General features: G+C 73.0%; 23 protein-coding genes. 16 read left to right on the forward strand and 7 right to left on the reverse strand.

Going from position 1 to position 22,932, the window contains the following annotated elements; all coding sequences use genetic code 11:
- Positions 1 to 7: 7 nt before the first annotated feature.
- On the forward strand, positions 8 to 274 hold the full coding sequence (locus NYZ98_RS35455; RefSeq protein WP_262848573.1) for a DUF6504 family protein: 267 nt from the start codon (positions 8 to 10) through the stop codon (positions 272 to 274).
- Positions 274 to 3,873 carry a DNA polymerase III subunit alpha gene (locus NYZ98_RS35460; RefSeq protein ID WP_262848638.1) on the forward strand — a complete coding sequence of 1,200 codons (3,600 nt, stop codon included), beginning with the start codon at positions 274 to 276 and terminating at the stop codon, positions 3,871 to 3,873. Before NYZ98_RS35455 ends, NYZ98_RS35460 begins: the two co-directional genes overlap by 1 nt.
- A gap of 72 nt (positions 3,874 to 3,945) precedes the next feature.
- On the opposite strand, the gene NYZ98_RS35465 is transcribed toward NYZ98_RS35460, so the two are convergent.
- Together NYZ98_RS35465 and NYZ98_RS35470 are read right to left on the reverse strand one after the other, a co-directional pair.
- Entirely contained in the window at positions 3,946 to 4,623 is a 678-nt protein-coding gene (locus NYZ98_RS35465; RefSeq protein WP_262848575.1) for a hypothetical protein, read from the reverse strand.
- A gap of 173 nt (positions 4,624 to 4,796) precedes the next feature.
- Positions 4,797 to 5,441 carry a response regulator gene (locus NYZ98_RS35470; RefSeq protein WP_262848577.1) on the reverse strand — a complete coding sequence of 215 codons (645 nt, stop codon included), beginning with the start codon at positions 5,439 to 5,441 and terminating at the stop codon, positions 4,797 to 4,799.
- A gap of 206 nt (positions 5,442 to 5,647) precedes the next feature.
- Between NYZ98_RS35470 and NYZ98_RS35475 the strand changes: the two genes are divergently transcribed.
- The 4 genes from NYZ98_RS35475 (at position 5,648) to NYZ98_RS35490 (ending at position 10,770) form a co-directional block, all read left to right on the forward strand.
- Positions 5,648 to 6,412 carry an ABC transporter ATP-binding protein gene (locus NYZ98_RS35475; RefSeq protein ID WP_262848579.1) on the forward strand — a complete coding sequence of 255 codons (765 nt, stop codon included), beginning with the start codon at positions 5,648 to 5,650 and terminating at the stop codon, positions 6,410 to 6,412.
- Positions 6,409 to 8,118 carry an ABC transporter permease gene (locus tag NYZ98_RS35480; protein ID WP_262848581.1) on the forward strand — a complete coding sequence of 570 codons (1,710 nt, stop codon included), beginning with the start codon at positions 6,409 to 6,411 and terminating at the stop codon, positions 8,116 to 8,118. The genes NYZ98_RS35475 and NYZ98_RS35480 overlap by 4 nt, the downstream gene beginning before the upstream one ends.
- Positions 8,119 to 8,363: 245 nt before the next feature.
- Positions 8,364 to 9,629 carry a TRAFAC clade GTPase domain-containing protein gene (locus NYZ98_RS35485; protein ID WP_262848583.1) on the forward strand — a complete coding sequence of 422 codons (1,266 nt, stop codon included), beginning with the start codon at positions 8,364 to 8,366 and terminating at the stop codon, positions 9,627 to 9,629.
- Position 9,630: 1 nt separating this feature from the next.
- Positions 9,631 to 10,770 (forward strand): hypothetical protein, encoded by a 1,140-nt coding sequence (locus NYZ98_RS35490; protein ID WP_262848585.1) that lies wholly within the window; start codon positions 9,631 to 9,633, stop codon positions 10,768 to 10,770.
- Here the strand turns inward: NYZ98_RS35490 and NYZ98_RS35495 are convergent.
- Positions 10,721 to 11,629 (reverse strand): MvdC/MvdD family ATP grasp protein, encoded by a 909-nt coding sequence (locus NYZ98_RS35495; protein WP_262848587.1) that lies wholly within the window; start codon positions 11,627 to 11,629, stop codon positions 10,721 to 10,723. The two genes, NYZ98_RS35490 and NYZ98_RS35495, sit on opposite strands and share 50 nt — an antisense overlap.
- Before the next feature lie 212 nt (positions 11,630 to 11,841).
- Here NYZ98_RS35495 and NYZ98_RS41635 point away from each other — a divergent pair, with 212 nt between their 5' ends.
- The 3 genes from NYZ98_RS41635 to NYZ98_RS35505 all read left to right on the forward strand — a co-directional run bounded on the left by NYZ98_RS41635 (position 11,842) and on the right by NYZ98_RS35505 (position 14,384).
- Complete coding sequence (locus NYZ98_RS41635) at positions 11,842 to 12,018, forward strand: putative leader peptide (protein WP_380708182.1); 177 nt, start codon at positions 11,842 to 11,844, stop codon at positions 12,016 to 12,018.
- Positions 11,957 to 13,294: a hypothetical protein gene (locus NYZ98_RS35500; protein WP_262848589.1), complete on the forward strand. Its 1,338-nt coding sequence runs from the start codon at positions 11,957 to 11,959 to the stop codon at positions 13,292 to 13,294. The genes NYZ98_RS41635 and NYZ98_RS35500 overlap by 62 nt, the downstream gene beginning before the upstream one ends.
- A 133-nt stretch (positions 13,295 to 13,427) precedes the next feature.
- The gene (locus tag NYZ98_RS35505) at positions 13,428 to 14,384 is read left to right on the forward strand and encodes an ABC transporter substrate-binding protein (protein WP_262848591.1); all 957 of its coding nucleotides are present in this window, start codon (positions 13,428 to 13,430) and stop codon (positions 14,382 to 14,384) included.
- On the opposite strand, the gene NYZ98_RS35510 is transcribed toward NYZ98_RS35505, so the two are convergent.
- The 4 genes from NYZ98_RS35510 to NYZ98_RS35525 all read right to left on the reverse strand — a co-directional run bounded on the left by NYZ98_RS35510 (position 14,342) and on the right by NYZ98_RS35525 (position 16,932).
- Positions 14,342 to 14,782: a type II toxin-antitoxin system VapC family toxin gene (locus NYZ98_RS35510; RefSeq protein WP_262848593.1), complete on the reverse strand. Its 441-nt coding sequence runs from the start codon at positions 14,780 to 14,782 to the stop codon at positions 14,342 to 14,344. The two genes, NYZ98_RS35505 and NYZ98_RS35510, sit on opposite strands and share 43 nt — an antisense overlap.
- Positions 14,779 to 15,105 (reverse strand): FitA-like ribbon-helix-helix domain-containing protein, encoded by a 327-nt coding sequence (locus NYZ98_RS35515; RefSeq protein WP_262848595.1) that lies wholly within the window; start codon positions 15,103 to 15,105, stop codon positions 14,779 to 14,781. Before NYZ98_RS35515 ends, NYZ98_RS35510 begins: the two co-directional genes overlap by 4 nt.
- A 40-nt stretch (positions 15,106 to 15,145) precedes the next feature.
- Complete coding sequence (locus tag NYZ98_RS35520) at positions 15,146 to 16,165, reverse strand: LLM class F420-dependent oxidoreductase (RefSeq protein WP_262848597.1); 1,020 nt, start codon at positions 16,163 to 16,165, stop codon at positions 15,146 to 15,148.
- 77 nt (positions 16,166 to 16,242) lie between these two features.
- Entirely contained in the window at positions 16,243 to 16,932 is a 690-nt protein-coding gene (locus NYZ98_RS35525) for a FadR/GntR family transcriptional regulator (protein WP_262848599.1), read from the reverse strand.
- Positions 16,933 to 17,063: 131 nt separating this feature from the next.
- On the opposite strand from NYZ98_RS35525, the gene NYZ98_RS35530 reads away from it, so the two are divergent.
- The 7 genes from NYZ98_RS35530 to NYZ98_RS35560 all read left to right on the forward strand — a co-directional run bounded on the left by NYZ98_RS35530 (position 17,064) and on the right by NYZ98_RS35560 (position 22,905).
- Positions 17,064 to 17,840 (forward strand): (Fe-S)-binding protein, encoded by a 777-nt coding sequence (locus NYZ98_RS35530; RefSeq protein ID WP_262848601.1) that lies wholly within the window; start codon positions 17,064 to 17,066, stop codon positions 17,838 to 17,840.
- Positions 17,837 to 19,252 carry a lactate utilization protein B gene (locus NYZ98_RS35535; protein ID WP_262848603.1) on the forward strand — a complete coding sequence of 472 codons (1,416 nt, stop codon included), beginning with the start codon at positions 17,837 to 17,839 and terminating at the stop codon, positions 19,250 to 19,252. Before NYZ98_RS35530 ends, NYZ98_RS35535 begins: the two co-directional genes overlap by 4 nt.
- Entirely contained in the window at positions 19,249 to 19,863 is a 615-nt protein-coding gene (locus tag NYZ98_RS35540) for a LutC/YkgG family protein (protein WP_262848605.1), read from the forward strand. The genes NYZ98_RS35535 and NYZ98_RS35540 overlap by 4 nt, the downstream gene beginning before the upstream one ends.
- Positions 19,864 to 20,065: 202 nt before the next feature.
- Positions 20,066 to 20,506 (forward strand): hypothetical protein, encoded by a 441-nt coding sequence (locus NYZ98_RS35545; RefSeq protein WP_262848607.1) that lies wholly within the window; start codon positions 20,066 to 20,068, stop codon positions 20,504 to 20,506.
- Positions 20,503 to 20,820, forward strand: a complete 318-nt coding sequence (locus NYZ98_RS35550; RefSeq protein ID WP_262848609.1) for a winged helix-turn-helix domain-containing protein — start codon at positions 20,503 to 20,505, stop codon at positions 20,818 to 20,820. Before NYZ98_RS35545 ends, NYZ98_RS35550 begins: the two co-directional genes overlap by 4 nt.
- Positions 20,813 to 21,736 carry an ABC transporter ATP-binding protein gene (locus tag NYZ98_RS35555; RefSeq protein WP_262848611.1) on the forward strand — a complete coding sequence of 308 codons (924 nt, stop codon included), beginning with the start codon at positions 20,813 to 20,815 and terminating at the stop codon, positions 21,734 to 21,736. Before NYZ98_RS35550 ends, NYZ98_RS35555 begins: the two co-directional genes overlap by 8 nt.
- A complete protein-coding gene (locus NYZ98_RS35560; protein ID WP_262848613.1) occupies positions 21,733 to 22,905 on the forward strand; it encodes an ABC transporter permease in 1,173 nt (390 codons plus the stop codon). The genes NYZ98_RS35555 and NYZ98_RS35560 overlap by 4 nt, the downstream gene beginning before the upstream one ends.
- Positions 22,906 to 22,932 lie beyond the last annotated feature (27 nt).

Below are 22,932 nucleotides of genomic sequence, written 5' to 3' on the forward strand. Positions count from 1 at the left end.
AAGCGCCTTGAGCAGAATCTACGGAGATCCCATCGAGGTGTGGACGCGGGACGACGACCCCGCCCGCTTCGTCTGGCGTGACCGGCTCTACGTCGTCCACCGGATCCTCGACCACTGGGTGACCTCCCGCGAGTGGTGGAAGATCTCCGAGAACGACCCGGGCGAGCGCCGGTTCTGGCGGGTCGAGGCGAGCCCCGCCAAGGGGGTCGGCACCTACGAGCTGCGGTTCGACACCGCGAGCGGCGGCTGGCTGCTGCTCAGGGCGTGGGACTGATGTTCGCCCACCTCCACGTCGCCTCCGCCTACTCCCTGCGGTACGGCTCGGCGTTCCCCGCGGAGCTGGCCCGCCGGGCGGCCGAGCACGGGATGGACGTCCTCGCGCTGACCGACCGCGACGGCATGTACGGCGCGGTGAAGCACGTCCAGGCGTGCGCCGACGCCGGGATCGCCCCCGTCGTCGGCGTCGACCTCGCGCTCCGGGAGGCCGGCGACGGCCTCGCGCTCCGGGGGCCTGACGGCGGCGGGACGGGTCCCGGGCGGGCCCGCGAGGAGGAGCGGATCACCGTGCTGGCGCGGACCGGCGGGTGGGCGCACCTGTGCCGGCTCACCACCGCCGCCCACTACGCGGGCGAGCGGGGCGAACCCCGGGTGACCCGGGACCTGGTCGCCCCGCACGCCGGGGAGCTGCTGGTCATGCTGGGCCCCCGGTCCGACGTCGGCCGGGCGCTCGCGGCGCGCAGGGACGAGCAGGCCCGCGCGCTGCTGGCCGCGTGGCGGGCCGAGGTCCCCCACCTGGTGGTCGAGGTCGTCGACCAGTACGGCTACCGGGAGGCCAACGCCGCCCTGCGGATGCTCACCCTGGCCGAGTCGATGGGCGTGCCCGCCGTGCTGACCAACGCGGTGCGCCACCTCGACCCGGGGGACTACCGCGTCGGGAACGTGCTCGACGCCGCGCGCAAGCTCGTCCCCCTGCACCCCCGGCACCTTGAGCACTCCGCCTCGCACGCCTACCTCAAGAGCGGCGCGGAGATGGAACGGGTCGCCTCGCGGATCTGCGAGGGCGACCGCGACCGGGCGCGGCGGCTGCTCGCCGCCACCGGTGAGGCCGCCGGGCAGTGCGTGATCGACCCGCTGGAGGTCCTCGCGCTGCGCGGCGGGCCGGAGCGGCTGCTCCTCCCGGAGGTCGACGGGGACCCGGTCCCCCTGCTGCGCGGCCTGTGCGAGGACGGGCTGGCCGTCCGGGGCCTGGACCGGTCCGCGGCGGCCAGGGACCGGCTGGCGTCCGAGCTGCACGTCATCGAGCGGAAACAGTTGTCCGGATATTTCATAACCGTCTCCGGCATCACGGACATGATCCGCCGCATGGGGGTGCGCTGCGCGATCAGGGGATCGGGGGCGGGCAGCCTGGTCAACTACCTCATCCGCATCGGCGAGGTGAACCCCCTGGACCACGGCCTGCTCATGGAGCGCTTCCTGTCCGACGGCCGCGTGGGCCTGCCCGACATCGACGTGGACGTGGAGTCCGCGCGACGGCTCGACTGCTACCAGGCCATCCTCGACCGCTACGGCGAGGACCGGGTGGCCTGCGTGTCCATGATGGAGACCTACCGGGCGCGCAGCGCCATCCGCGACGTCGGCGCGGCCATGGGGCTGCCGCCGCACGAGGTCGACGTCATCGCCAAGGCGTTCCCGCACATCAGGGCCAGGCAGATCGGCTCCGCCCTGACCGACCTGCCCGAACTGCGCGACAGCGGCCTCAACGACCGGGCCCTTGAGACGCTGTTCCGGCTCGCCGAGAAGCTCGACGGGCTGCCGCGCCACATCGCCCTGCACCCATGCGGCGTGCTCGTCGGCAACTCCGGGCTGCGCGACCGCACCCCCGTCGAGCGCAGCCTGCTGGACTTCCCGATGAGCCAGTACGACAAGGAGGACGTCGAGGAGGCCGGGCTGCTCAAGCTGGACGTCCTCGGCGTGCGGATGCAGTCGTCGATCGCGTACGCGCTGAGCGAGGTCAGGCGGGTGGACGGCCAGGAGATCGACATCGACCGCGGCGTCCCCCAGGACGACCGGGCGACGTACGACATGATCAGCACCGGCCGCACGCTCGGCTGCTTCCAGATCGAGTCGCCCGGCCAGCGCGAGCTGGTGGCCAAGCTGGAGCCCCGCACGATGCACGACCTGATCGTGGACATCTCGCTGTTCCGGCCCGGCCCGGTCAACTCCGACATGATCACCCCCTATCTGGAGGCCAGGCACGGCTGGCGCGAGGCGCGCTACCCGCACCCGAGGCTCAGGGCCGCGCTGGCGGAGACCAACGGCGTTGTCGTCTTCCACGAGCAGGTCCTGAGGATCGTCGACACCATGACCGGCTGCGGCCTGTCGCGGGCCGAGGAGGTCCGCCGCTCCCTCTCCACCCCAGAGGGCCGCGCCGGGATCATGGCGTGGTGGGAGGCCGAGGTGCTCCCCGAGTTCGACAGGGAGACGACCGACCGGGCGTGGGGCGTGCTCGACGCGTTCGGCGCGTTCGGGTTCTGCAAGGCGCACGCGGCGGCGTTCGCGCTGCCCACCTACCAGTCGGCCTGGCTGAAACGCCACCACACCGCCGCGTTCTTCGCCGGCCTGCTCACCCACGAGCCCGGCATGTACCCCAACCGGGTGATCCTGGACGAGGCCCGCCAGTGCGGGGTGGCCGTCCTGCCGCTGGACGTGAACCACTCCGGCCGGCACTGGCTCGTCGAACGCCACCAGGCACCCCCCGTCGAGGGCCCGGAAGAGCCGCGTGACCCCGGAGATGGACCCTCCGAGCGGCGTTTCGGGGAGGGGTACGGCCTGCGGGTGCCGTTCTCGTCGGTGAAGGGGATCAGCGAGGCCGAGGTGGAGCGCATGGTCGCCGGCCGGCCGTACACCTCGCTGGCCGACTTCTGGGAGCGCGCCCGCCCGTCCAGGCCGGTCGCCGAGCGGATCGTCCAGGTCGGCGGGGTCGACGCCCTGTACGGCCTGCACACCGGCGCCCCGCGCTGGCGCCCGGGGGAGCTGACCCGGCGCGACCTGCTCGCCCAGGTGGGCGCCCTGGACCGGGCCTCCGCGACCGGCGTGACCGGGGGGAGGCGGGGCCGCGCGGGCTTCCGGTCCCGGTACGCCGCCGCCCGCCCCGCGCCCGCCGAGGCGGCGCCGGTGGTGCAGATCCCGATGGAGTTCACCGAACGGGTCGAGCCGGGCGAGCTGCCGGAGATGACCGAGGCGGAGGCCGTCGAGGCCGAGCTGGAGATCCTCGGCATGGACGTCTCCCGGCACGTGATCGGCTTCCACCGGGAGCTGCTCGACGCGATCGGCGTCGTCAGGTCCGACGAGCTGCTCAGGATGCGCAACGGGGCGGAGATCCTGGTGGCGGGGGTGAAGGTCGCCACGCAGACCCCGGCCATCCGCTCGGGGCAGCGCATCGTGTTCACCACCCTGGACGACTCGACGGGCCCGGTCGACCTGACGTTCTTCGAGTCCGTGCAGGGCCACTGCGCCGCCACGATCTTCGGCTCGTGGCTGATGGTGGCCAAGGGGGTCGTCCGGCGGGTCGGCGCGCGTGCGGTGTCCCTGCGCGCCCTGGACTGCTGGAACCTCGTCGAGCTGGACGAGGCCTGGCGCACCGAGGGCATGGACAAGGTGTGGGCCATGCTGGGCGTCGCCCGCCGGGACACCGGAGGCGTCGGCGGGCGTCCCATCCAGTACGGCAACGGGTTCCGGCTCTCCCCGTACGCCGACAACGGCGCCCCGCCCGGGATGCGGCTGCCCCCGGCGAAACTCTGGCACGCCAGCCCGGGCAGCTCCGGGCCCCCGCCGTCCGCTCCCCGCCGCCGCACGACGGACGTCACCCCCTGAGACCGGAGGTCATTCCATGGGACCGGAGGTCGTCCCACGAGGCCGGACGTCACCCCGTGGGACCGGCGGTGGTCACTCCCCGGCGGGATAGGTGTGCCGGGGCAGGGACCGCAGCGCGGGCAGCAGCTTCAGGCGGGGGGCGATCCCCGACGGCCGCGCGCTCATCCTGGCCCCGGTGACCTCCCTGACGGTCGCGGCGCACAACAGGGCGGCCAGCACCGCGACGGCGAGCTCGGAGGGGCCGAGACCGGTCAGGTCCCTGCCCTGCGGCGAATGCGTGACCGGCAGCCGGATCAGGATCAGGAACACCATGGCCAGCCAGCACGCCCACCAGGCGGCGAGCAGCACCAGCCAGGACCGGCGGCGGCCCTCACGCAGGCCGGCGTCCTCCCGGAGCGAGTGCACGAGCAGCGCCGGCGCGGCGAGGTTCAGCACGGGCACGAACCACGCGACGCCGATCATGCGCGGGGTCGCCCCGGCCTGGCGCAGCCACGCGAAGTACGAGCACCCGGCCGCGACCGTCGCCGAGACGACCAGGAGGATCAGCACGGCGAACCACGTCACCGCGCCGACGACGGCCTCGGCGCCCGGCGCGTTCGGGTTGTCGCCCAGCATGGCGACCTGGCGCGCGAGCAGCTTGCCCCGCGCCTCCTCGAAGACGACAAGGCACGTCAAGGTGGCGATCTGGGCGGCGAGCGCCAGGTAGACGCCGATCGCCGACCTGCTCACTGCGGATCGGGAATAGCGCATTAGTGTCTCCCCCCGGCATGCGCAGAAAGGTCGTGTTCCGTCCGCGACTTAACGCGACGCCTGACTCACTCCTATCCAGTCGGCCTCCCCGCTAATCGGCGAGCCGCCGGAGAAGATCCCGACGCCCGTGAGAGGCCCTTCAGGGACGCGGGCCTCGGGCCGGGAGGAGGGCGTCAGCCGACGGTGCCGGACTCCCAGGCCCAGGCGGCGATCTCGACGCGGTTCCTGGCGCCTAGTTTGAGCTGGATGCTGCTGAGATGCGTCTTCACCGTGGACAGGGAGACGAACAGCTCCGCGGCGACCTCCTGGTTGGTGCGGCCCCGCGCGACCAGGAGCACGACGTCCAGCTCGCGTTCGGTCAGCGGCTCCCTGGGCGGCAGCGGCCGGCCGGCCCGGGGCCGGGCGAGGTGCGCCAGGAGCCGGACCGTGACCGACGGCGAGACCAGCGACTCCCCATTGGCGGCGGCGCGGATCGCCTCGATCAGCAGCGTGGGGCCGCTGTCCTTGAGCAGGAACCCGCACGCGCCCGCGCGCAGCGCCCCGTAGACGTACTCGTCCAGGTCGAAGGTCGTGACGATCACCACGCGCATGGGGTCGGGCACGCCGGGGCCGGCCAGGATCCTGGTGGCCTCCAGGCCGTCGAGGCGGGGCATCCGGATGTCCAGCAGGCAGACGTCGGGCCGGAGGCGGCGGGCCTGCTCGACCGCGGAGGCGCCGTCGGCGACGGCCGCGACGACCTGGATGTCCGGCTGGGCGTCGAGGATCATCTGGAAGCCGGTGCGCACCAGTTCCTGGTCATCCGCGATGAGTACCCTCACCCGCTCGATTGTGCCAGCAGCGGCCCGCCCCTTTCGCCCGGGAAGAATCGTGCCGGCAGCCGTCCGCCCCTTTCGCCGGGAAGGATCGTGCCGGCGGCCGTCCGTCCCCTTTTCCGGAAGATCAGCCTTTCGGCTGATGGCCGGCCGCGGAGCATCGGACGGGCGGCCGATGCGCCCGCCGCCTCCCCGGCGGGAGGCTCGTCGCCATGTCCTCGCACAATGTTCTCGAAGGCCGGGGCCTGAAGAAGAGTTTCGGGCCCACGGTCGCCCTCGCCGGTGTGGACCTCACGATCCACCGGGGTGAGGCCGTCGCCATCATGGGTCCGAGCGGCTCAGGGAAGTCGACCCTGCTGCACTGCCTGGCGGGCATCATGAAGCCCGACTCCGGGGAGGTCCACCTGCTCGGGCAGCGCGTCGACACGCTGGGGGAGCGCGGGCGCAGCGTGCTCCGCCGCACCCGCTTCGGGTTCGTCTTCCAGTTCGGCCAGCTGCTGCCCGAGCTGCCCGCCGACGAGAACGTGGCGCTGCCGCTCATGCTCGGCGACCACTCCCGCGCGCGGGCCGTCCGGGAGGCCAGGTCGTGGTTCGGGCCGCTCGGCCTGGCCGGCATGGAGGGGCGCCGGCCGGGCGAGCTGTCCGGCGGGCAGGCCCAGCGGGTGGCGATCGCCAGGGCGCTGGTGACCAGGCCGGCGGTCGTGTTCGCCGACGAGCCCACCGGGGCACTCGACCAGGCCACCGGCCACGACACGATGCGCCTGCTGGTGGAGGCGACCAAGCACAACGACGCCTCGCTCGTCGTGGTCACCCATGATCCGCACGTGGCGGGCTGGTGCGACCGCGTGGTGGAGGTCCGCGACGGGCTCATGCTCACCGGCCGCCCGCACGCCGCCTCACCCTCACCGCACACCGCCTCAGCCCACGCCGTCTCACCGCACGCCGTTTCACCGCATGCAGAGGCGGGCGGGCGATGAGGAACCTGATGGCGCTCACCTGGCGGCTGCTGAGGGGCGGCGGGCGCCGGGGGCTGCTCGGATCCTCCCTGACGGTCGCGGCGGTGGCCGTATCCACCACGCTGCTGATCTTCGCGGTGGCGGTCAACTTCGCCTTCGCCGGGCGGGCCGGCCGCGAGGCGTGGCGCAGCCCGGTGCCGGCCGGGGGCACCGCCCGCGCCATCGAGGCGGTCCAGGCCGACCTCGTACGCGGCCGGCTGGTCACCGTGGTGCATGTCGCGGTGCTCGTGCCCGGCATCGCCCCGCCGCCCGGCCTGACCCGCCTGCCGGGGCCGGGGGAGGTGGCGATGTCCCCCGCGCTCGCGGCCATCGCGAACCTGCCGGAGCTGGTCGGCCGCTTCCCGCGCACGGTCGCGGGAACGGTCGGGGACGCGGGCCTGATCCACCCCGGCGAGCTGGTCGCCGTCGTCGGCCACGCGCCCGCCGACCCGGTGATGAGCGGCCGGGGGACGGCCGGCCACCGGCCCGGCGCGCCGGCGACGAGGGTGGCCGGCTTCGAGGGCGCGACGACCCCGGACGCCGGAGCGTACAGCGCGCTGGCGGCCGTCGCGAGCGTGTTCATGGTCGTGCCGCTGCTGGTCTTCGGGGGCGCGGCGGCCCGGCTGACGGTCGCCCGGCGCGACCGGCGTCTCGCCTCGCTCCGCCTGGTCGGGGCGACCCCCGGGCAGGTGGTCGTGATGACCGTGGCCGAGGCGGTGATCACCGCGTTCGGGGGAGCGGTCCTCGGCCTGGTGCTGTACGCGGCGGCGAGCCCGCCGCTCACCCGCGTCGAGATCGCCGGGGGCCCGTGGTTCGTGGCCGACCTGTGGCCGGGCGTGCTTCCCCTCGCCGCCGTGCTGCTGGCGGTCCCCCTGCTGGTCGGGGTGTCGGCGGTGGCCGGTCTGCGCAGGATCGTCGTCAGCCCGCTCGGCGTGGCCAAGCGGGAGACGCCGCCCGCGATGCGGTTCGTCCGGGTGACGGGACTGCTGGTGGCGCTCGCCCTGGTGCCCACCCTGGGGTTCGGGGCCAGGGTGGGCGTCGTCGTGGCGGTGCTCGGCCTGGCGTTCCTGTCGCTCAACCTCGTGGGGCCGTGGGTGGTCGCCCTGGTCGGGCGGGTCACCGTCCGCGCGGCACGGGGGCCCGCGAGCCTGCTGGCGGGCCGGCGCCTCGTGGACGACCCGAGGTCGGCGTGGCGCACCGTGAGCGGGGTGGCGCTCACCGGCTTCGTCGCGGGGTTCGTCGGCCTGCTGGCGCCGAGCTCGTCGCTGTCGGCGCAGGACGACGTGGTGGCGTCGTGGCTCCTGCGGGACATCAGGACCGGCACGCTGATCGTGCTGGTGGTCTCCTTCCTGGTGGCCATCGTGAGCGCGGGCATCACGGCCGCGTCCTCGGTCCTGGACCGGCGGCAGACCTACGCGCTCCTCCGCCTGGCCGGGACCCCGCTTGAGGTGCTCGACAGGGCCAGGAGGCTGGAGACGCTCGTGCCGCTCACGGTCATGGGCGGGGGCTCGATCCTGACGGGGGCGATCTGCGCCACACCGTTCGCCAAGGTGGGCGTGAGCTCGACCGGGGCGATCACCCTGCTGGTGTGCGTCGTCGCGGGCTTCGCCGGGGTCGTCGGCGCCGGCGCGCTCAGCAGGCCGCTGCTCCGCTCGGTCGCCACCGACCCCGCTCCCCGGCCCGACTAGGGCGCGGCACGTCCTCGGTCGGGACGGTCTCGGGCGGCACGGTTTCGCACGGGCGCGGCGTTCTGGACGGTCCCGCCCGGGCCGCACGCACGACCCCGGGCGGATGTTTCGTCCGCGTTTGAGTAGGGCCCTACTCATGCGGCACCCCGCCTCCCGGAGCAGGATCCGAGGAAACGGAGGCCCGCCGTACGGCCTCCGGACGTGCGGGCGCCCGCGAGCGTGGGCGCCGGGATGGGGACCGCTCCGTGTATGTCGTGCTCATGGTCATCGTGGTGACCATCTCGCTGGCCATGCTGGCGCGCGGGCTGCGTGCCAGGAGGATGGCGCGGCCGCTCGGCGTCCCCGACACCACCCCGACGTTCCAGGTGGTGGCCCTCGGCCTGCAGGGCTCGGGGAAGACGCTGCTGCTGGCGAGCATGTACCACCGGCTGAAGGCGCCCGCGGGCCAGAGCTACTACCTGACCGCCTCGCACGAGGACGTGCTGCTGCTCAACAGGTGGTACGTCCAGATGGCCGACACGGCGGCGTCGGGGGACTGGCCGCAGGGCACGGCCAAGGGCGAGACGCGGCACTTCACGTTCACGGTGAGGACCCACGTCGCCGGGGCGGCCATGAGCATCCTGCACCTGAAGTACCTGGAGTACGCGGGGGAGCTGCTCACCGAGATCCAGGACGCCGGGTCCACCAGGCAGAAGGAGCTGTTCGACCAGATCGACGCGGCGGACGCGCTGATCGGGGTGATCGACGGCCACCGGATCCGGCAGCACCTCGATGGGCACCCCCGGGGATGGGTGCACCTGGAACGGACGCTGAACGCGCTGCTGCCGGTGATGATCCAGGCGTCGGCGCCGATCAGCTTCGTCATCACCAAGTGGGACCTGCTGGCCGACCTGCACCCCGACGAGGACACCCGGCTGAGCATGGTGCACAACCTGCTGACCTCCAACGACCTGTTCCGGTCGCTGGTGCGCCTGCACAGCGCCGACCGGGTGGTGCGGTTGATCCCCGTGAGCGCCGTCGGCCCGGGGTTCGCCGAGGTCGGCCCGGAAGGGGAGATCGTCAAGGTGGCGCGGAGCGAGGTGCACCCGGCCAACGTGGAGGTCCCGCTGTCGGCGGTGGTGCCGGACATGTTCGACCAGGTGGAGAGCCGGCTCGACCGCCAGACGCGCTCGGCGCTGAACGCCCAGATACGCCGCCGCACCCAGCAGGGCGCGCTGGAGGCGCTGGCGTCCCTGACGAGCTTCGCCGGGCAGGTCGCCGGGCGGGCGGTGATGGCCGCGTTCGGGCCCTCGGCGGCCGTGGTGGGGGAGGCCGTCCTCGGCCTGTTCCTGGACGCGCGGGTGGCCGGGCCCGGTGACGAGTGGACGCGGGCGAACGACGAGCTGAGCCAGGCCGAGCGGCGCCTGGAGGAGTCCCGGCGGGCGCGGAGGCAGGTCCTGTACGACATGAGACGCAAGGTGGACCTGCTGGAAGGCCGGCTGCCGCACTCCCGGCTGTCGGACGGGCGCTGACATGGCCGGCGACCTCTCTCCCCGAGGCTGGCCCTTCCTGGTCGCCCGTGGCCGCAGGCTCGGGTACCGGACGCTGATGGCCCCCGGCTTCCTGATCGACGAGCGTGACCACGGCATCCTGGACGACAGGGTGGTGCCCGGTTCGTCCCCCGAGGTGGCGAGCGTCATCGAGCTGGTCACCGGGGCAGGCCGCCGCCTGACGGTGGTCCACGCCACCCACCCCGTCACCGCCGCCGACATCACCGGCCCCGGCACGCCCTCGGGGGCGGGGCCCCGCCCGTCCGGCGGCGGTGGGTCCGCGGAGGCGGGGTCCGGCACGCCGGCGGGGGCCGGGCCGGGTGCTCCGGTGCCCAGGGACGAGCACAGCCGCCCGCTGCGGCTCATCTACGGGTTCTGCGTGGACGGGACCGTCTCCAGGCCCGACGAGGACGACCTGCGGGCCTGCCGCGAGGTGGCGCTGGGCGCGTACCGCCGGTTCCTCGGCGACGAGGAGGGGTTCACGGTGGAGCCCGGCCCGGAGTTCCGGCCGGTGTCGCCCGTCGTCCCGCCCACCCAGGGACGCCCGTCCGGCACCGAGGACCGCCGGGCCGTCACGGCGGCCCACCACGAGAGCGGGCAGAGCGCGGCCGGCGGGCGGGACCTCGCCGGTCGCCGGGAGCGGGCCGAGGTCGGCCGGGAGCGGGCCGAGGTCGGTGGCAGGGAGCGGGTCGAAGCCGGTGGTCGGGAGGGGGCCGGGGGCGGTCGGCGGGTCATGAGTCTGGCCGATCGTCGTGCGCTCCGGCCGCCGGCCGGTCGGGGGGCCGTGCTGGCCGGCACGGCCGCCGTGCTGGTCGTCGCCATGATCGCGGTGGTCTTCTGGCTCACCCGCCCCGCACCCCCCGCACCCCCCGTGGCCTGCGACAAGGCCGGACGGGTGAGCACTTCCGAACCGGGCGGTCCCGCCGGGGACGAGCGGTCCGGCGGCGCCGGGCGGGAGGGCGAGCCCGGATCTGACGGGTCTGAGGGGTCTGACGGGGTCGAGCGGGAGGACGGGCCCGGGTCGGACGCGTCGTCCCGCTCGCCGGTCCCGGGCACGACGCCCGCCTGCTCGCCTACCCGCCGGGCGACGACGGGAGAAGGAGATCGCAGAGGGCCTCGGTGACCGGCATCCCGGTGACCTCCTCGATCAGCAGGAAGCCGCCCCCGGGGTTCACCTCCTGGAAGACGTAGTGGCCTTCGGGGGTCAGGGTGAGGTCGATCGTCCCGAAGGACAGGCCGAGGTGGTGCATGAGGCCCAGGCACCGCATGCCGACGTCCTCGGGGAGGGTGTGCTCGCGCAGCCGCCGCGCGCTCTCCGGGGAGTGGATCTCCGCGGCGAACACCCGTGGGCCGGCGACGATGACCCGAAGGGCGAGCCTGCGCAGTACCTGCGCCTGCGCGACCAGCGGGAAGGGCCCGGTCCCCTTGGGGTCGGTGAGGGCGGTGGCCTCCTCCTGCGGGTTCCGTTCGGTGATGGCCCACGGGCGGTTGAGCACCTGGGTCACGATCTGTCCCTGGTGGGCGAGGTAGAAGTCCAGTAACTCGTCATGGTCGGTGCTGATCAGCGTGGACGGCAGCTCGAAGCCCAGCCGCCCGGCGGCCGACAACTGGTAGAGCTTCCGCTGGGCGCGCCCGATGACCGCCCGCGTGGCCGGTACGGCGAGGCAGTCGAGCGTGTCCCACACGTCGGAGGCGAACCCGTTCTGCTGCGTGGGCCCCTCCTCGGCCGGTTCGCCCTGCGGCGGGGCCGGCCGCCGGAACCAGACCGACGTGATCCGGTCCAGGTCGACGCGGCGGTCGTCGGTGAGGAGCAGCCGGGTGGCCGATCCGGACGGGTCGAGGGCGACGGAGAGCCGGGCGGTCTCGGGGAACCACCCGGGGTCCAGGACGAGCGCTTCGGCCCCCCGTTCGGCGAGGGCGCGGGCGACGTGCCGTGCCTGCGTGTCGCCATCCTCGGTGAGGATGAGCACCGTGCTGCTCATTTGTGCTGATCTCCGCTCATGGGTGGGCGCGGCGAGCCGCCGCGCCGGCGCCGTGGCTTGGCCGATCCCTGGGATCCGACGATGCCGTGAATCACTTGGTCGCAACTTGTCTGCGAGGCCGCTGACTTGCGGATGGCTTGGAAACCCCTAATTTCATATAAAACAAGTAGGGATAGTTGCAAAGAGCCAGGCAAGTGTTTACCGTAGGTCAGGTGAACCGCGCCGCCTTTCTGACCTCCCGCCGGCACGTCGATCTGTGCAGGGTCACCGGGACGCTCTGTCGCGCCGTGACGCCCACCGGCCGATCGACGACGACAGGAGAAGAACGTGCAGGAGCTTTGGTACACCCGCCACCCCGAGCGGCTCACGGCCACGGGGATCGCCGCTGATCTCGGCTGGCTCGACGACGAGTTCACTCCCGAAGGCATCGCCGTACGCGACCTCGGGCAAACCCCGGGCGCCGATGGCCATCGCCATACGCCCAGAACCTTGTTCCGCGAGAGCGGCAACGCGTTGGCCCTCGGGGCGCGCTCACGCGGCGCCGCCACCCGCCTGGTCGGCCTGACCTGGGCCGAAGAGCGCCAGGCCATCGTCACCCGCCCCTACGTGACCATCCGCGAACCCGAGGACCTGCGGGGACGGCGTATCGGCCTGCCTCTCCGCACCGGCCCGAGGTTCGGCGTCCGCCGCGCGAACGGCGCGGTCGACGTGCGGCGCGCGTCCGCCCTGCGCGGCTTCCAGGGTGCCCTGTGGGCCGGCGGCCTGACCCTCAACGACACCCACCCCATCGACGTCCCCATCCCCGCCGTCACCCCCCGCCGCCCATCCGGCATCGCACGAACCCCGGCCGCCGCCGTCCGACGCTCGTCCGCCGACATCCGGAGCCCCGCCGCCGACTTCCGGAGCTCCGCCGCTGACATCCGGAGCTCCGCCGCCGGCGAGGCCCGAGGTCCCGCTGCCGGTGACGTCTGGGGTCCCGCCACCAGTGAGTTCCGGAGCCCCGCCGGTGAGGTCCGGGGTCCCGCCGCCACGGGCGCGTGGTCCTCCGCCGTCGCGGGCCGTCCGGCCGCCCATGCTGCACGGCAGTGGGCCGCCGAGTTCGAGGCGCTCGCCAGGGGCGAGATCGACGCCGTATACGTCAAGGGCGCGCCGGCCGTGGAGGCCGCGCGCCGGTACGGCCTGCACGTCGCGATCGACCTCGACGGCCACCCCGACCGGCGGGTGCGCCTCAACGACGGCACGCTCAGGCCGATCACCGTCGACAAGCTGCTCCTGGACGTCCGCCCGGACGTCGTCGCGCGCTTCCTGCGCGTCCTGCTCGACGCGGCCGAATGGGCCACCGCCCACCCCGCCCACGCCCTCGCCCTCCCGGGCGAACCCCCCACCACCCGCGACCGGTTCCCCACCTCCCACGACCGGCCACCCACCTCCCACGACCGGTTCCCCACCCACGACCGGTCCGCCGTCCCACCCGCCTCCCACGAACTGCCCGACCTGTCGGTCGACCTGTCCGCCGAGCGGCTGGCGCTCCTCGCCGACCAGGGACGCTTCCTGCGGGCGCACGGCTTCCTGGACGCGGCCGTGGACGTGGACGCCTGGGCCGACCACTCCGCCCTGGCGGACGCCCAGGCCCGCCGCCGGTCCTACCAGGAGCAGACCGTATGACCCCGCCGGCGTACACGAGGATCACGGGGCCCACAGACCGGGCACGGCGGCGAGCGGGGCGCGCTCAGGAGGACGCCCGCCGTGCCCGGGTACCCCGGCTCCCCATGACCACCCCGGATCAGGATGTCCAGCGATGACCATTCGGATCGGCGTGCACAACGACAGCCCGTCGCTGTTCTTCCTGTCGCGCCTCGACCACCTGCTCGACGGCTTCGAGGAACCCCTGGAGCTGTACTTCTACGCCGACGGCACCCGGACCGGTGACCTGCTGGCCGAGGGCGCCATCGACTTCGGCGGCACCGGCTCCACCGCGCCGCTGGTCGCGCGGGCCGCCGGGCTGCCCGTCGTGCACGTCGCCGCCTCGGCCCCCCGTCCCGGCCACGGCGCCCTCCTGGTGGCCGCGCCGGGGACGCCGGGCCCGGCCCACCCGGTCCGCACGGTCGCCGACCTCGAAGGCAGGCCCGTCGCCTTCGGCGCCGGTACCTGGCACACCCACTTCATGGCCAAGCTGCTGGCCGGGGCGGGCCTGTCGTACCAGGACGTCGAGCCGCGCGCGGCGGGCCGTGAGGCGGTCAAGTGGCTCCGCTCAGGAGAGATCGCCGCCTGGGTGGCCCAGGGCGCCGACCTGGTGAAGGCCGAGAGTTCGGAACGGGTCCGCGTCCTCGCGAGGACCGCCGGGGTGGTCTCCGACCGTTCGCTGTTCCTCGCCAGGCGCGACTTCGCCGAGAGCCGCCCTGACGCGGTCGCCGCCGTGGTCGGGGCGCTGCGGCAGGCCGACGACTGGGCCCGGGCCAACCCGAGAGAGGCGGCCCACCTGACCGTGGAGGCGGTCGGCGGCTCGGTGGACGCCTGGGAGACGGCCCTGGCCCGCCTCCCCTGGCGCCTGGAACCCGCCGGCCCGGAACTCGCCGCCGAACAACAGGAGGCCGCCGACCTCCTCTACGCGGCGAGCGTCCTCCGCCGCCCCGTCGACGTCTCCGAGTCCTTCCTCCCCACCCTGACCCCCCTGATCACCGCCACCCTCACCGACCCTCTCCCCCGAACCGATCAGACCACCAAGAACCCATACCCAGCGGCGATCTCCGCCTGAGCCTTGTCGCGGGACGCGAACCCGTACGGCTCGCCGTCGGCCAGTTCGGGGACGACCAGGGAGGCCACCGACACGTGCCAGGCGTCCCTGGCCCGCAGCCCGTGTTCGCGGACGATTCGCAGCGCCAGGGCCTCCACCTTCTCCTGCGGGGCGGTGAGCAGCGTGATCAGCCCGCCGTCGGGGTCGGTGTGGGAGTCCCATGCGTTCAGGAGGGTCTGGACGTCCCCCCGGTGTCCGCGCGCGGCCCGGACCAGGGCACCGCTCACCTCGATGTCCGTCCACGACCCCGTGACCAGCAGCACATCGGGATCTTCGAGGAGCGAACGGGCCTCACGGTGATACGGCTCGTCGGACAGGTAGGCCCGGGCCAGGACCGACGAGTCGGCGTAGACGATCACGAGCGTTCCCGGTCTTCGGCGAAGATCTTCTCCAGCTGGGGACCCCAGCCTGCCGTGAGATCGGCGATGGTGTTCAGGTCCACGGGGTGGCGCGGGGGAGAGGCGGGCGCGCCGTCTCCGGGCTCACGTGGGGACCGTGCCGCCAGCACGCCCAGCGCCGCCGCCCGGGACCTCAGCCGATCGCGTGGCGAATCGGGGTCGACCGTGGCGGCGACGGCGAGGATGTCGTTGGCGATGGCGTTGATGGAGCGGTGTTCTCGCCGGGCGCGTTCTCGCAGGCGCGCGTGGAGCTCGTCGTCGACCCTCAACAGGAGCTGCTTCATCCCCTCATGATATCACTTTCAAAAGTGATATCATGAGGTGTCAGCCGAGGACGAGGTCGCGGATGGTGCGGAGGGTGGGTTCGTCGCGGGGGCCCATGACCAGGAGGTTGGTCACGGGGCTGTCGCGCCAGGGCTGGAGGCGTTCGCGGATGCGGGCGGGCGGGCCGACCAGGGAGATGCCGTCGGCGAGTTCGTCCGGTATCGCCGCGAAGGCCTCGTCCCTGCGCCCGGCGAGGTAGAGCTCCTGGATCTTCTCCGCCGCGTCGGCGAAGCCCATCCGGCCGACGATGTCGGCGTGGAAGTTGCGGCTCTTGGCGCCCATGCCCCCGATGTAGAGGGTGAGCATCATCTTCACGCCGTCCAGCGCGGACCGGATGTCGTCGGTGACGCTCACCAGGACCATCGCCGCGATGTCGAAGCCGGGCCCGGCGCCCGCGAGCGAGTCGCCGTACATGGCGCCGAGCTTCTCGGGGAACACGAACAGCGGCAGCCAGCCGTCGGTGATCTCGGCGGCGAGCGCGACGTTCTTGGGGCCCTCGGCGCCCAGGTAGATCGGGATCTCGGGCCGCAGCGGGTGGGTGATCAGCTTGAGCGGCTTGCCGAGGTTCGCTCCGCCGGGGTAGGGGAGGGGGTAGTGCGGGCCGTCGCTGGTAACGGGTTCCTCCCGGCGCCAGACCTTGCGCATGATGTCGACGTACTCGCGGGTGCGGGCGAGCGGGCGGGGGAACGGCGTGCCGTACCAGCCCTCCACGACCTGCGGCCCGGAGGCGCCGATGCCGAGCAGCAGCCGCCCTCCGGTGAGGTGGTCGAGCGTCATCGCGGTCATCGCGGTGGTCACCGGCGCGCGGGCGGAGATCTGCGCGACGCTGGTGCCCAGCTTGATCCTGCTGGTCCTGGCGCCGTACCAGGCCAGTGGCGTGAAGGCGTCCGAGCCGTACGCCTCGGCCGTCCACACCGACTCGTAGCCGAGCCGTTCGGCGGTCAGCACCACCTCGGTGGCGTCGTCGGCGTTCCGCTGCCAGTAGCCGACGTTCAGTCCGAGCTTCAGGTCACCGCTCATCTTCAAGCCTCCGCAGGAGTCCGGCCAGCGCCCGCAATTAGAACACGTTCTATCTAGGTCGGTCGAGTGCGCGGCGGTCAGAGGAGTTCGGGGTAGGCGTGGGCGAGGTGGGCGGTCACGGCGTCGGCAGCGCCGGCCGCGTCGCCCGAGGTGATCGCGGCGTGGATCCGCCGGTGGTCCTCCCGCAGCACGCCCGTGTCGCCGAGCCGCTCGACCGCCTCGATGGCGTACCGGCGCATCGCGTCGCGCAGGGCGCGCATGACGGCCTCGATGAGCCGGTTGCCCGAGGCCTCGGCGATGGCCATGTGGAAGGCGATGTCGTGCTCGACGAACTCCTCCGCGCTCCCGGCGGCCTCCATGGCGCGCATGGCCTCACCCATGGCGCCGGACGGCTCCGGCGCGGCCCGGCGGGCGGCCTGCTCGGCCGACCAGCGCTCGATCATCAGCCGGGTGTCGATGACCTCGCGCATCGTGAGGCTGGACAGGCCGAGGCTGAGGCGCAGCAGGCCGGTCAGCGCGCTGTCGGGACGTGAGGTGAGCACCGCACCCGCGTCCGGCCCCCGGCCCGCCTGCGACGACACCACGCCCAGCGTCTCGAGGACGCGGAGCGCCTCGCGCACCGAGGCCCGGCTCACCTGGAGCTGCTCGGCGAGCTGCCGTTCGCCCGGCAGCCGGTCGCCCACCCTGAGCCCGTCGTCGGCGATGCGCCGCTCGACCTGGAGGAGCACCTCCTCGAACGCGCGCGGCCGACGTGCCTTGTCCGCCACGTGACCCTCCTTCGGTCCTGGAGTATGGTCTGACCATACCCGGCACGACGCCGGCGCCTGGAACGGATCACTGGACCAGCGGCGGCGTGCGGCCTCGAACCAGCTCGGTTCGCCTCGGAGGAAGGGGTGCGATGCGGGTCGCCCTGTTCATCACGTGTGTCAACGACACGCTCTTTCCCGACACGGGGAAGGCGGTCGTGACCCTGTTGCGCCGCCTCGGATGCGAGGTGGAGTTCCCCATGGCCCAGACCTGCTGCGGCCAGATGCACGTCAACACCGGTTACCGGGACGAGGGCGTGCGCCTGGCGCGGCACTTCCTGGACGTCTTCCAGGGGTACGACGCCGTGGTCGCCCCCTCGGGTTCGTGCGCGGCGATGGTCCGCGAGCAGTACCCGAAGCTGGCGGCCGGCATGGGCGCGACCAGGGCGGGCGCGTTCGCGAGCGCCCACGGCGGGCACTCCCCGTTCGCCGAGGCGGTCGCCGAGGTGGCGCCGAAGGTGTACGACCTGTCGGAGTTCCTGGTCGACGTCCTCGACCGCACCGACGTAGGCGCATATTTCCCGCACCGGGTGACATATCACCCGACGTGTCACTCGCTCCGCGGGCTGCGTGTGGGGGACCGTCCTACCCGGCTCCTCCAGAACGTCCGGGGCCTGGAGCTCACCCCCCTGCCGGGCGCCGAGGAGTGCTGCGGCTTCGGCGGCACCTTCTCCGTCAAGAACGCGGCGGTCTCCGCGGCCATGTGCTCCGACAAGGTGGGGAACATCATCTCCACCGGCGCCGAAGTGCTCTGCGCCGCCGACAACTCCTGCCTGATGCACATCGGCGGCACGCTCGGCCGCCAGCGCAGCGGCGTCCGGGTCATGCACCTGGCGGAGATCCTCGCCAGGACCGAGGCGGACCGATGACCGGCCCCGGCACCTTCCTCGGCATGCCCGCCTTCCCCGAGAACGCCGAAGAGGCCCTCGCGGACTCGCAGCTCAGGTTCAACCTCCGCAAGGCCACGCACACGATCCGCGGCAAGCGGGCCTCGGTCGTCGGGGAACTGCCCGACTGGGCCGAGCTGCGCGCCTCGGCCAAGGCCGTCAAGGACGAGACCCTGCGCCACCTCGACCGCTACCTGCTCCAGGTGGAGGAGGCGGTCACCAAGGCGGGCGGCCACGTCCACTGGGCCGCCGACGCCGCCGAGGCCAACGAGATCGTGACCGGCCTGGTCAGGGCCACCGGCCAGACCGAGGTGGTCAAGGTCAAGTCGATGGCCACCCAGGAGATCGGCCTGAACGAGGCGCTGGCGGAGGCCGGCGTCACCGCCTACGAGACCGACCTCGCCGAGCTGATCGTGCAGCTCGGGGACGACTGGCCCTCGCACATCCTGGTGCCGGCCATCCACCGCAACCGCTCGGAGATCCGGGAGATCTTCCGCGAGCACATGGCCGACTGGGGCCGCCCGGCCCCCGAGAACCTGAGCGACGAGCCACGTGCCCTCGCCGAGGCCGCGCGCCTGCACCTGCGCGAGCGCTTCATGTCCACCAAGGTCGGCGTGTCCGGCGCCAACTTCCTGATCGCCGAGACCGGCACCCTGGTCGTGCTGGAGTCCGAGGGCAACGGCCGGATGTGCCTGACCCTGCCGGAGACGCTGATCAGCGTGGTGGGCATCGAGAAGGTGCTGCCCACCTGGCGTGACCTGGAGGTGTTCCTGCAACTGCTGCCGAGGAGCTCCACCGGCGAGCGCATGAACCCGTACACCTCCATGTGGACCGGCGCCACCGAGGGCCAGGAGTTCCACCTGGTGCTCCTGGACAACGGCCGCACCAAGGTGCTCGCCGACGAGATCGGGCGCCAGGCGTTGCGCTGCATCCGCTGCTCGGCCTGCCTGAACGTCTGCCCCGTCTACGAACGCGTCGGTGGCCACTCGTACGGCTCGGTCTATCCCGGGCCGATCGGCGCCATCCTCACCCCGCAGCTCCGCGGGACGGCCTCCGAGCTCGACGCCTCGCTGCCGTACGCCTCCAGCCTGTGCGGCGCGTGCTACGACGTGTGCCCGGTCGCGATCGACATCCCCGAGGTGCTCGTCCACCTGCGCTCCACCGGGCCGCACGCCCCGGCGGAACGGCTCGGGCTGAAGGTCGCCGGCTGGGTGCTCGACCGGCCGGTACGGCTGGAGCGGGCGCAGCGGCTGGCCACCCGGTTCCGCGGGCTGGTGCCCAAGAAGCGGCTGCCGGGCCCGGGCGCCGCCTGGACCGACACCAGGGACGTCCCTCCCGTTCCCGAGGAGTCGTTCCGCGACTGGTGGCAGCGCACCGAGGGAGACACCCGATGAGTTCCCGAGACCTGATCCTTTCCCGGATCCGCGCGGCCGTGGCGGGCGCGCCCGAGGTCGTGATCCCCCGCGCCTACCGGCCGGCGGGCCCCGAGGAGGGACGCGTCGAGCTGTTCGCCGAGCGGGTCGCCGACTACCGCGCGATCGTGCGTCTCGTCCCCGTGGAAGAGGTGGCCACGGCCGTCGCGGCGGCGCTGGCCGCCCGGGGCGCGCGCCGCGTGGTCGTCCCCGCCGGGCTGCCGGAGGAGTGGCTCGGCTCGGTGCCCGGCCTGGAACGGCTCGGCGACGATCCGCCGCTCGGCGTCACCGGCCTCGACGCCGCCGACGGCGTGGTCACCGGCTGCGCGGCCGGTGTGGCGGAGACGGGTACGATCGTGCTGGACGCGGGCCCCGGGCAGGGACGCAGGGCACTGACCCTCCTGCCCGACTACCACCTGTGCGTCGTCCTCGCCGACCAGATCGTGGCCACGGTGCCCGAGGCGCTGGCCCGCCTCGATCCGGTGCGCCCCCTGACGTGGATCAGCGGCCCTTCGGCGACCAGCGACATCGAGCTGAACCGCGTCGAGGGCGTGCACGGCCCCCGCACGCTCGAAGTGATCATCGGCGCCTGACGCCTTCCCACACGCCCCGGCAGGCCCACGAGGGACCGCGCCGGGGCGCGTCATGTCCGGAGCCGTCGCCACTTCCTGACCGCGTCATGCCCGGGACCACGGCAGGTCCCGGAACCGCGTCATGTCCGGAATCGCGGGAAAGCACTTGAATGCGAGTTGAGTACTTGCTAGCTTGTTGAGCACATGAAGGGCGGGAAAGCCTATGGACACCACCGACGACCTCAGCCCCGGCGACGCGCTCGCCGAGATCGGCCGCGTCCGCAGGCGGGTCGGCCGGTCCGCGAGCTGGACCGGCTGGCAGTACCTCGTCTGGGGTCTCGCCGCCCTGTGCTACTGGCCCGCGATGCTCCTCGGCCACAGGGCCGTCGCGGCCGCCGCCGCGATCGCCTGGGTGGTCATGACGGTGGCCTCGGTGGTGTACTCCTACCGGCAGGGCGTGTACGGCCGCGAGTACGTCCGCGACATGCACTGGGTGACCAACGCCTGGGTGGTCACGATGTTCGGCGCCGCCGGGTTCGGCCTGCTCATGCCGAAGGACCCGTCCGGCTGGTGGATCCCGGCCGCGCTGGCCGTCTCGGTCCTCGCGGCGCTGCCCGTCCTGTACGCGGCCTGGCGGCTGCGCCCGTGGGAACGGGCCCGGTGACGGGCAACGGCGCCCACCCGCGTCACGATCTCGACCAGCTCATCCACACGCCGGTCCGCCTGTCGATCGTGGCCACGCTCGCGGCGGCCGACAAGGTGGAGTTCCGTTTCCTGCGCGACACGATCGAGGTCAGCGACTCCCTGCTCTCCAAGCACATGCTGACGCTCGAAGAGGCCGGATACGTCAAGGTCGAGAAGGCCTTCGTCAGCAAGAAGCCCGGCACGTGGTACTCGCTCACCCCCAAGGGCCGCGAGGCGTTCCACGAGTACGTCTCGGTACTAGAGAAGATCATGAAGGGATCCCCCCATGCTTGAGGTCGACGGGCTGAAAAAGCGGTACGGCGACAAGGTGGCCCTCGACGGCGTGAGCCTGACCGTGCGTCCCGGTGAGATGTACGGCTTCGTCGGCGCCAACGGCGCGGGCAAGACGACGACGATGCGCATCGTCATGGGCGTGCTCGCCTCCGACGGCGGCGAGGTGCGCTGGAAGGGCGCGCCCGCCGGCTTCGAGACCCGCCGCCGCTTCGGCTACATGCCCGAGGAACGCGGCCTGTACGCCAAGATGCGCGTCGGCGAGCAGGTCGAGTACTTCGGCCGGCTCGGCGGCATGGACGCGCCGGCCGCGCGGCGGTCGGCGGACGCGCTGATCGAGCGGCTGGGGCTGACCGACCGGCGCGGCGACGAGGTCGCCGGGCTGTCGCTCGGCAACCAGCAGCGGGTCCAGCTCGCCGTCGCCCTCATCCACGAGCCCGAGCTGCTGGTCCTGGACGAGCCGTTCTCCGGCCTGGACCCGATCGCGGTCGACGCGCTGGCGGGCGTGCTGGCCGAGCGCACCGCCGCAGGGGTGGCCGTCGTCTTCTCCAGCCACCAGCTCGACCTGGTGGAACGGTTGTGCGACGCGGTCGGCATCATCAAGGACGGCCGCATGATCGCCGGCGGCACCGTCGCGGAGTTGCGCGCACGGGAGTCGCGCAAGCGCCTGCGCATCGTGGTGACCGGCGCCGAGCCCGGCTGGGCCGACCGGCTGCCCGGCGAGATCGTCGCCAAGAACGACCGGCCGCCGCAGGGCGACCCCGCCGGTCCGGACGGCGACCAGCGCTACGACGAGGTGATCCTTCGGCCCTCCGACGACCAGGAGGCGCTGCTCCTGGCGGCACGGGCCGGCCGCGTCCAGCACTTCGGCTGGCAGGAGCCCTCCCTGGCCGAGATCTTCCGTGAGGTGGTCGCGTGAACGCCATATCCCTGGTCGCCCGGCGGGAGATCACCGTTCGGAGCCGCACGAAGGGGTACCGCTACGGCCTCGTCGTCACGGCGATCCTGGTGGCCGTGCTCGCCGCGCTCCCCAAGCTGCTCGGCGGCGGCTCCGACTACACCGTGGGACTGGTAGGACCGCAGGCCGACCGCCTCCAGGCGGCCCTGTCGGCCCAGGCCGCGCACGGCGACGACCTGACCATCAAGATCACACGGTTCGCCGACGAGGCGGCGGCCCGTAGGGCCGTGGCGAACGACGACGTGGAGGTCGCCGTCGTGGACAACGCGACGGTCGTTTCCAAGACCGTGGTGAGCCAGACCCTGTCGGCCATCCTCGACACCGCCCACCGCATGGTGGCCACCGAGGAGAACCTCACCTCGGCCGGCCTGGACCCGGCCAAGGTCGGCGCGGCGCAGCAGGTGCGGCCGATGACGGAGCTGACCCTCAACGGCAGCGGCGAGGACGCGACCATCCGGCGCGTGATCGCGATGACCATCGTCGTCATCCTGTTCATGCTGCTCATCCAGATCTGCACCTGGGTCGCGATGGGCGTGGTCGAGGAGAAGGGCAGCAGGATCGTCGAGATCCTGCTCACCTCGGTCCGGCCGTGGCAGCTCCTTGCGGGCAAGACGATCGGCCTCGGCGTGCTCGGCCTGTCCCAGCTCATCGTCATCGCCGTGGTGGGCCTGGCCGCCGCCCAGCTCACCGGCGCGGTCCCCCAGCTCCCCGACGGCACGTACGGGGTGGTGGCGACCACGATCGTCTGGTTCCTGCTCGGTTACGCCTTCTACGCGGCGATGTTCGCGGCCATCGCGTCGCTGGTTTCGCGGCAGGAGGACCTCAGCGGCGTGCTCACCCCGGCGACGATGCTGCTGATGGCGAGCTACCTGGTCGGCTTCGTCGCCGCCCAGTCGCCCGACGGCCCGCTGACGCACGCGTTGTCGATCATCCCGCCGTTCTCGGCGATGGTCATGCCGGTGCGGGCGGCGGTCGTCGCGGTCCCGCTCTGGGAGACGGCGCTGGCGATGGGCCTGATGCTCCTGGCGGCGGTGGCCATCCTGTTCGTCGGCGGCCGGATCTACCAGCGTGCCGTGCTGCGGACGGGCGCGCGGGTGCGCTGGCGGGAGGCGTTCGGCTCGGCCTCCTGACCGATCGGCCTCCTCGCCCGGGCGCCT

The sequence above is a fragment of the Sphaerisporangium corydalis genome, from assembly GCF_025506355.1.
GTDB lineage: Bacteria > Actinomycetota > Actinomycetes > Streptosporangiales > Streptosporangiaceae > Sphaerisporangium > Sphaerisporangium corydalis.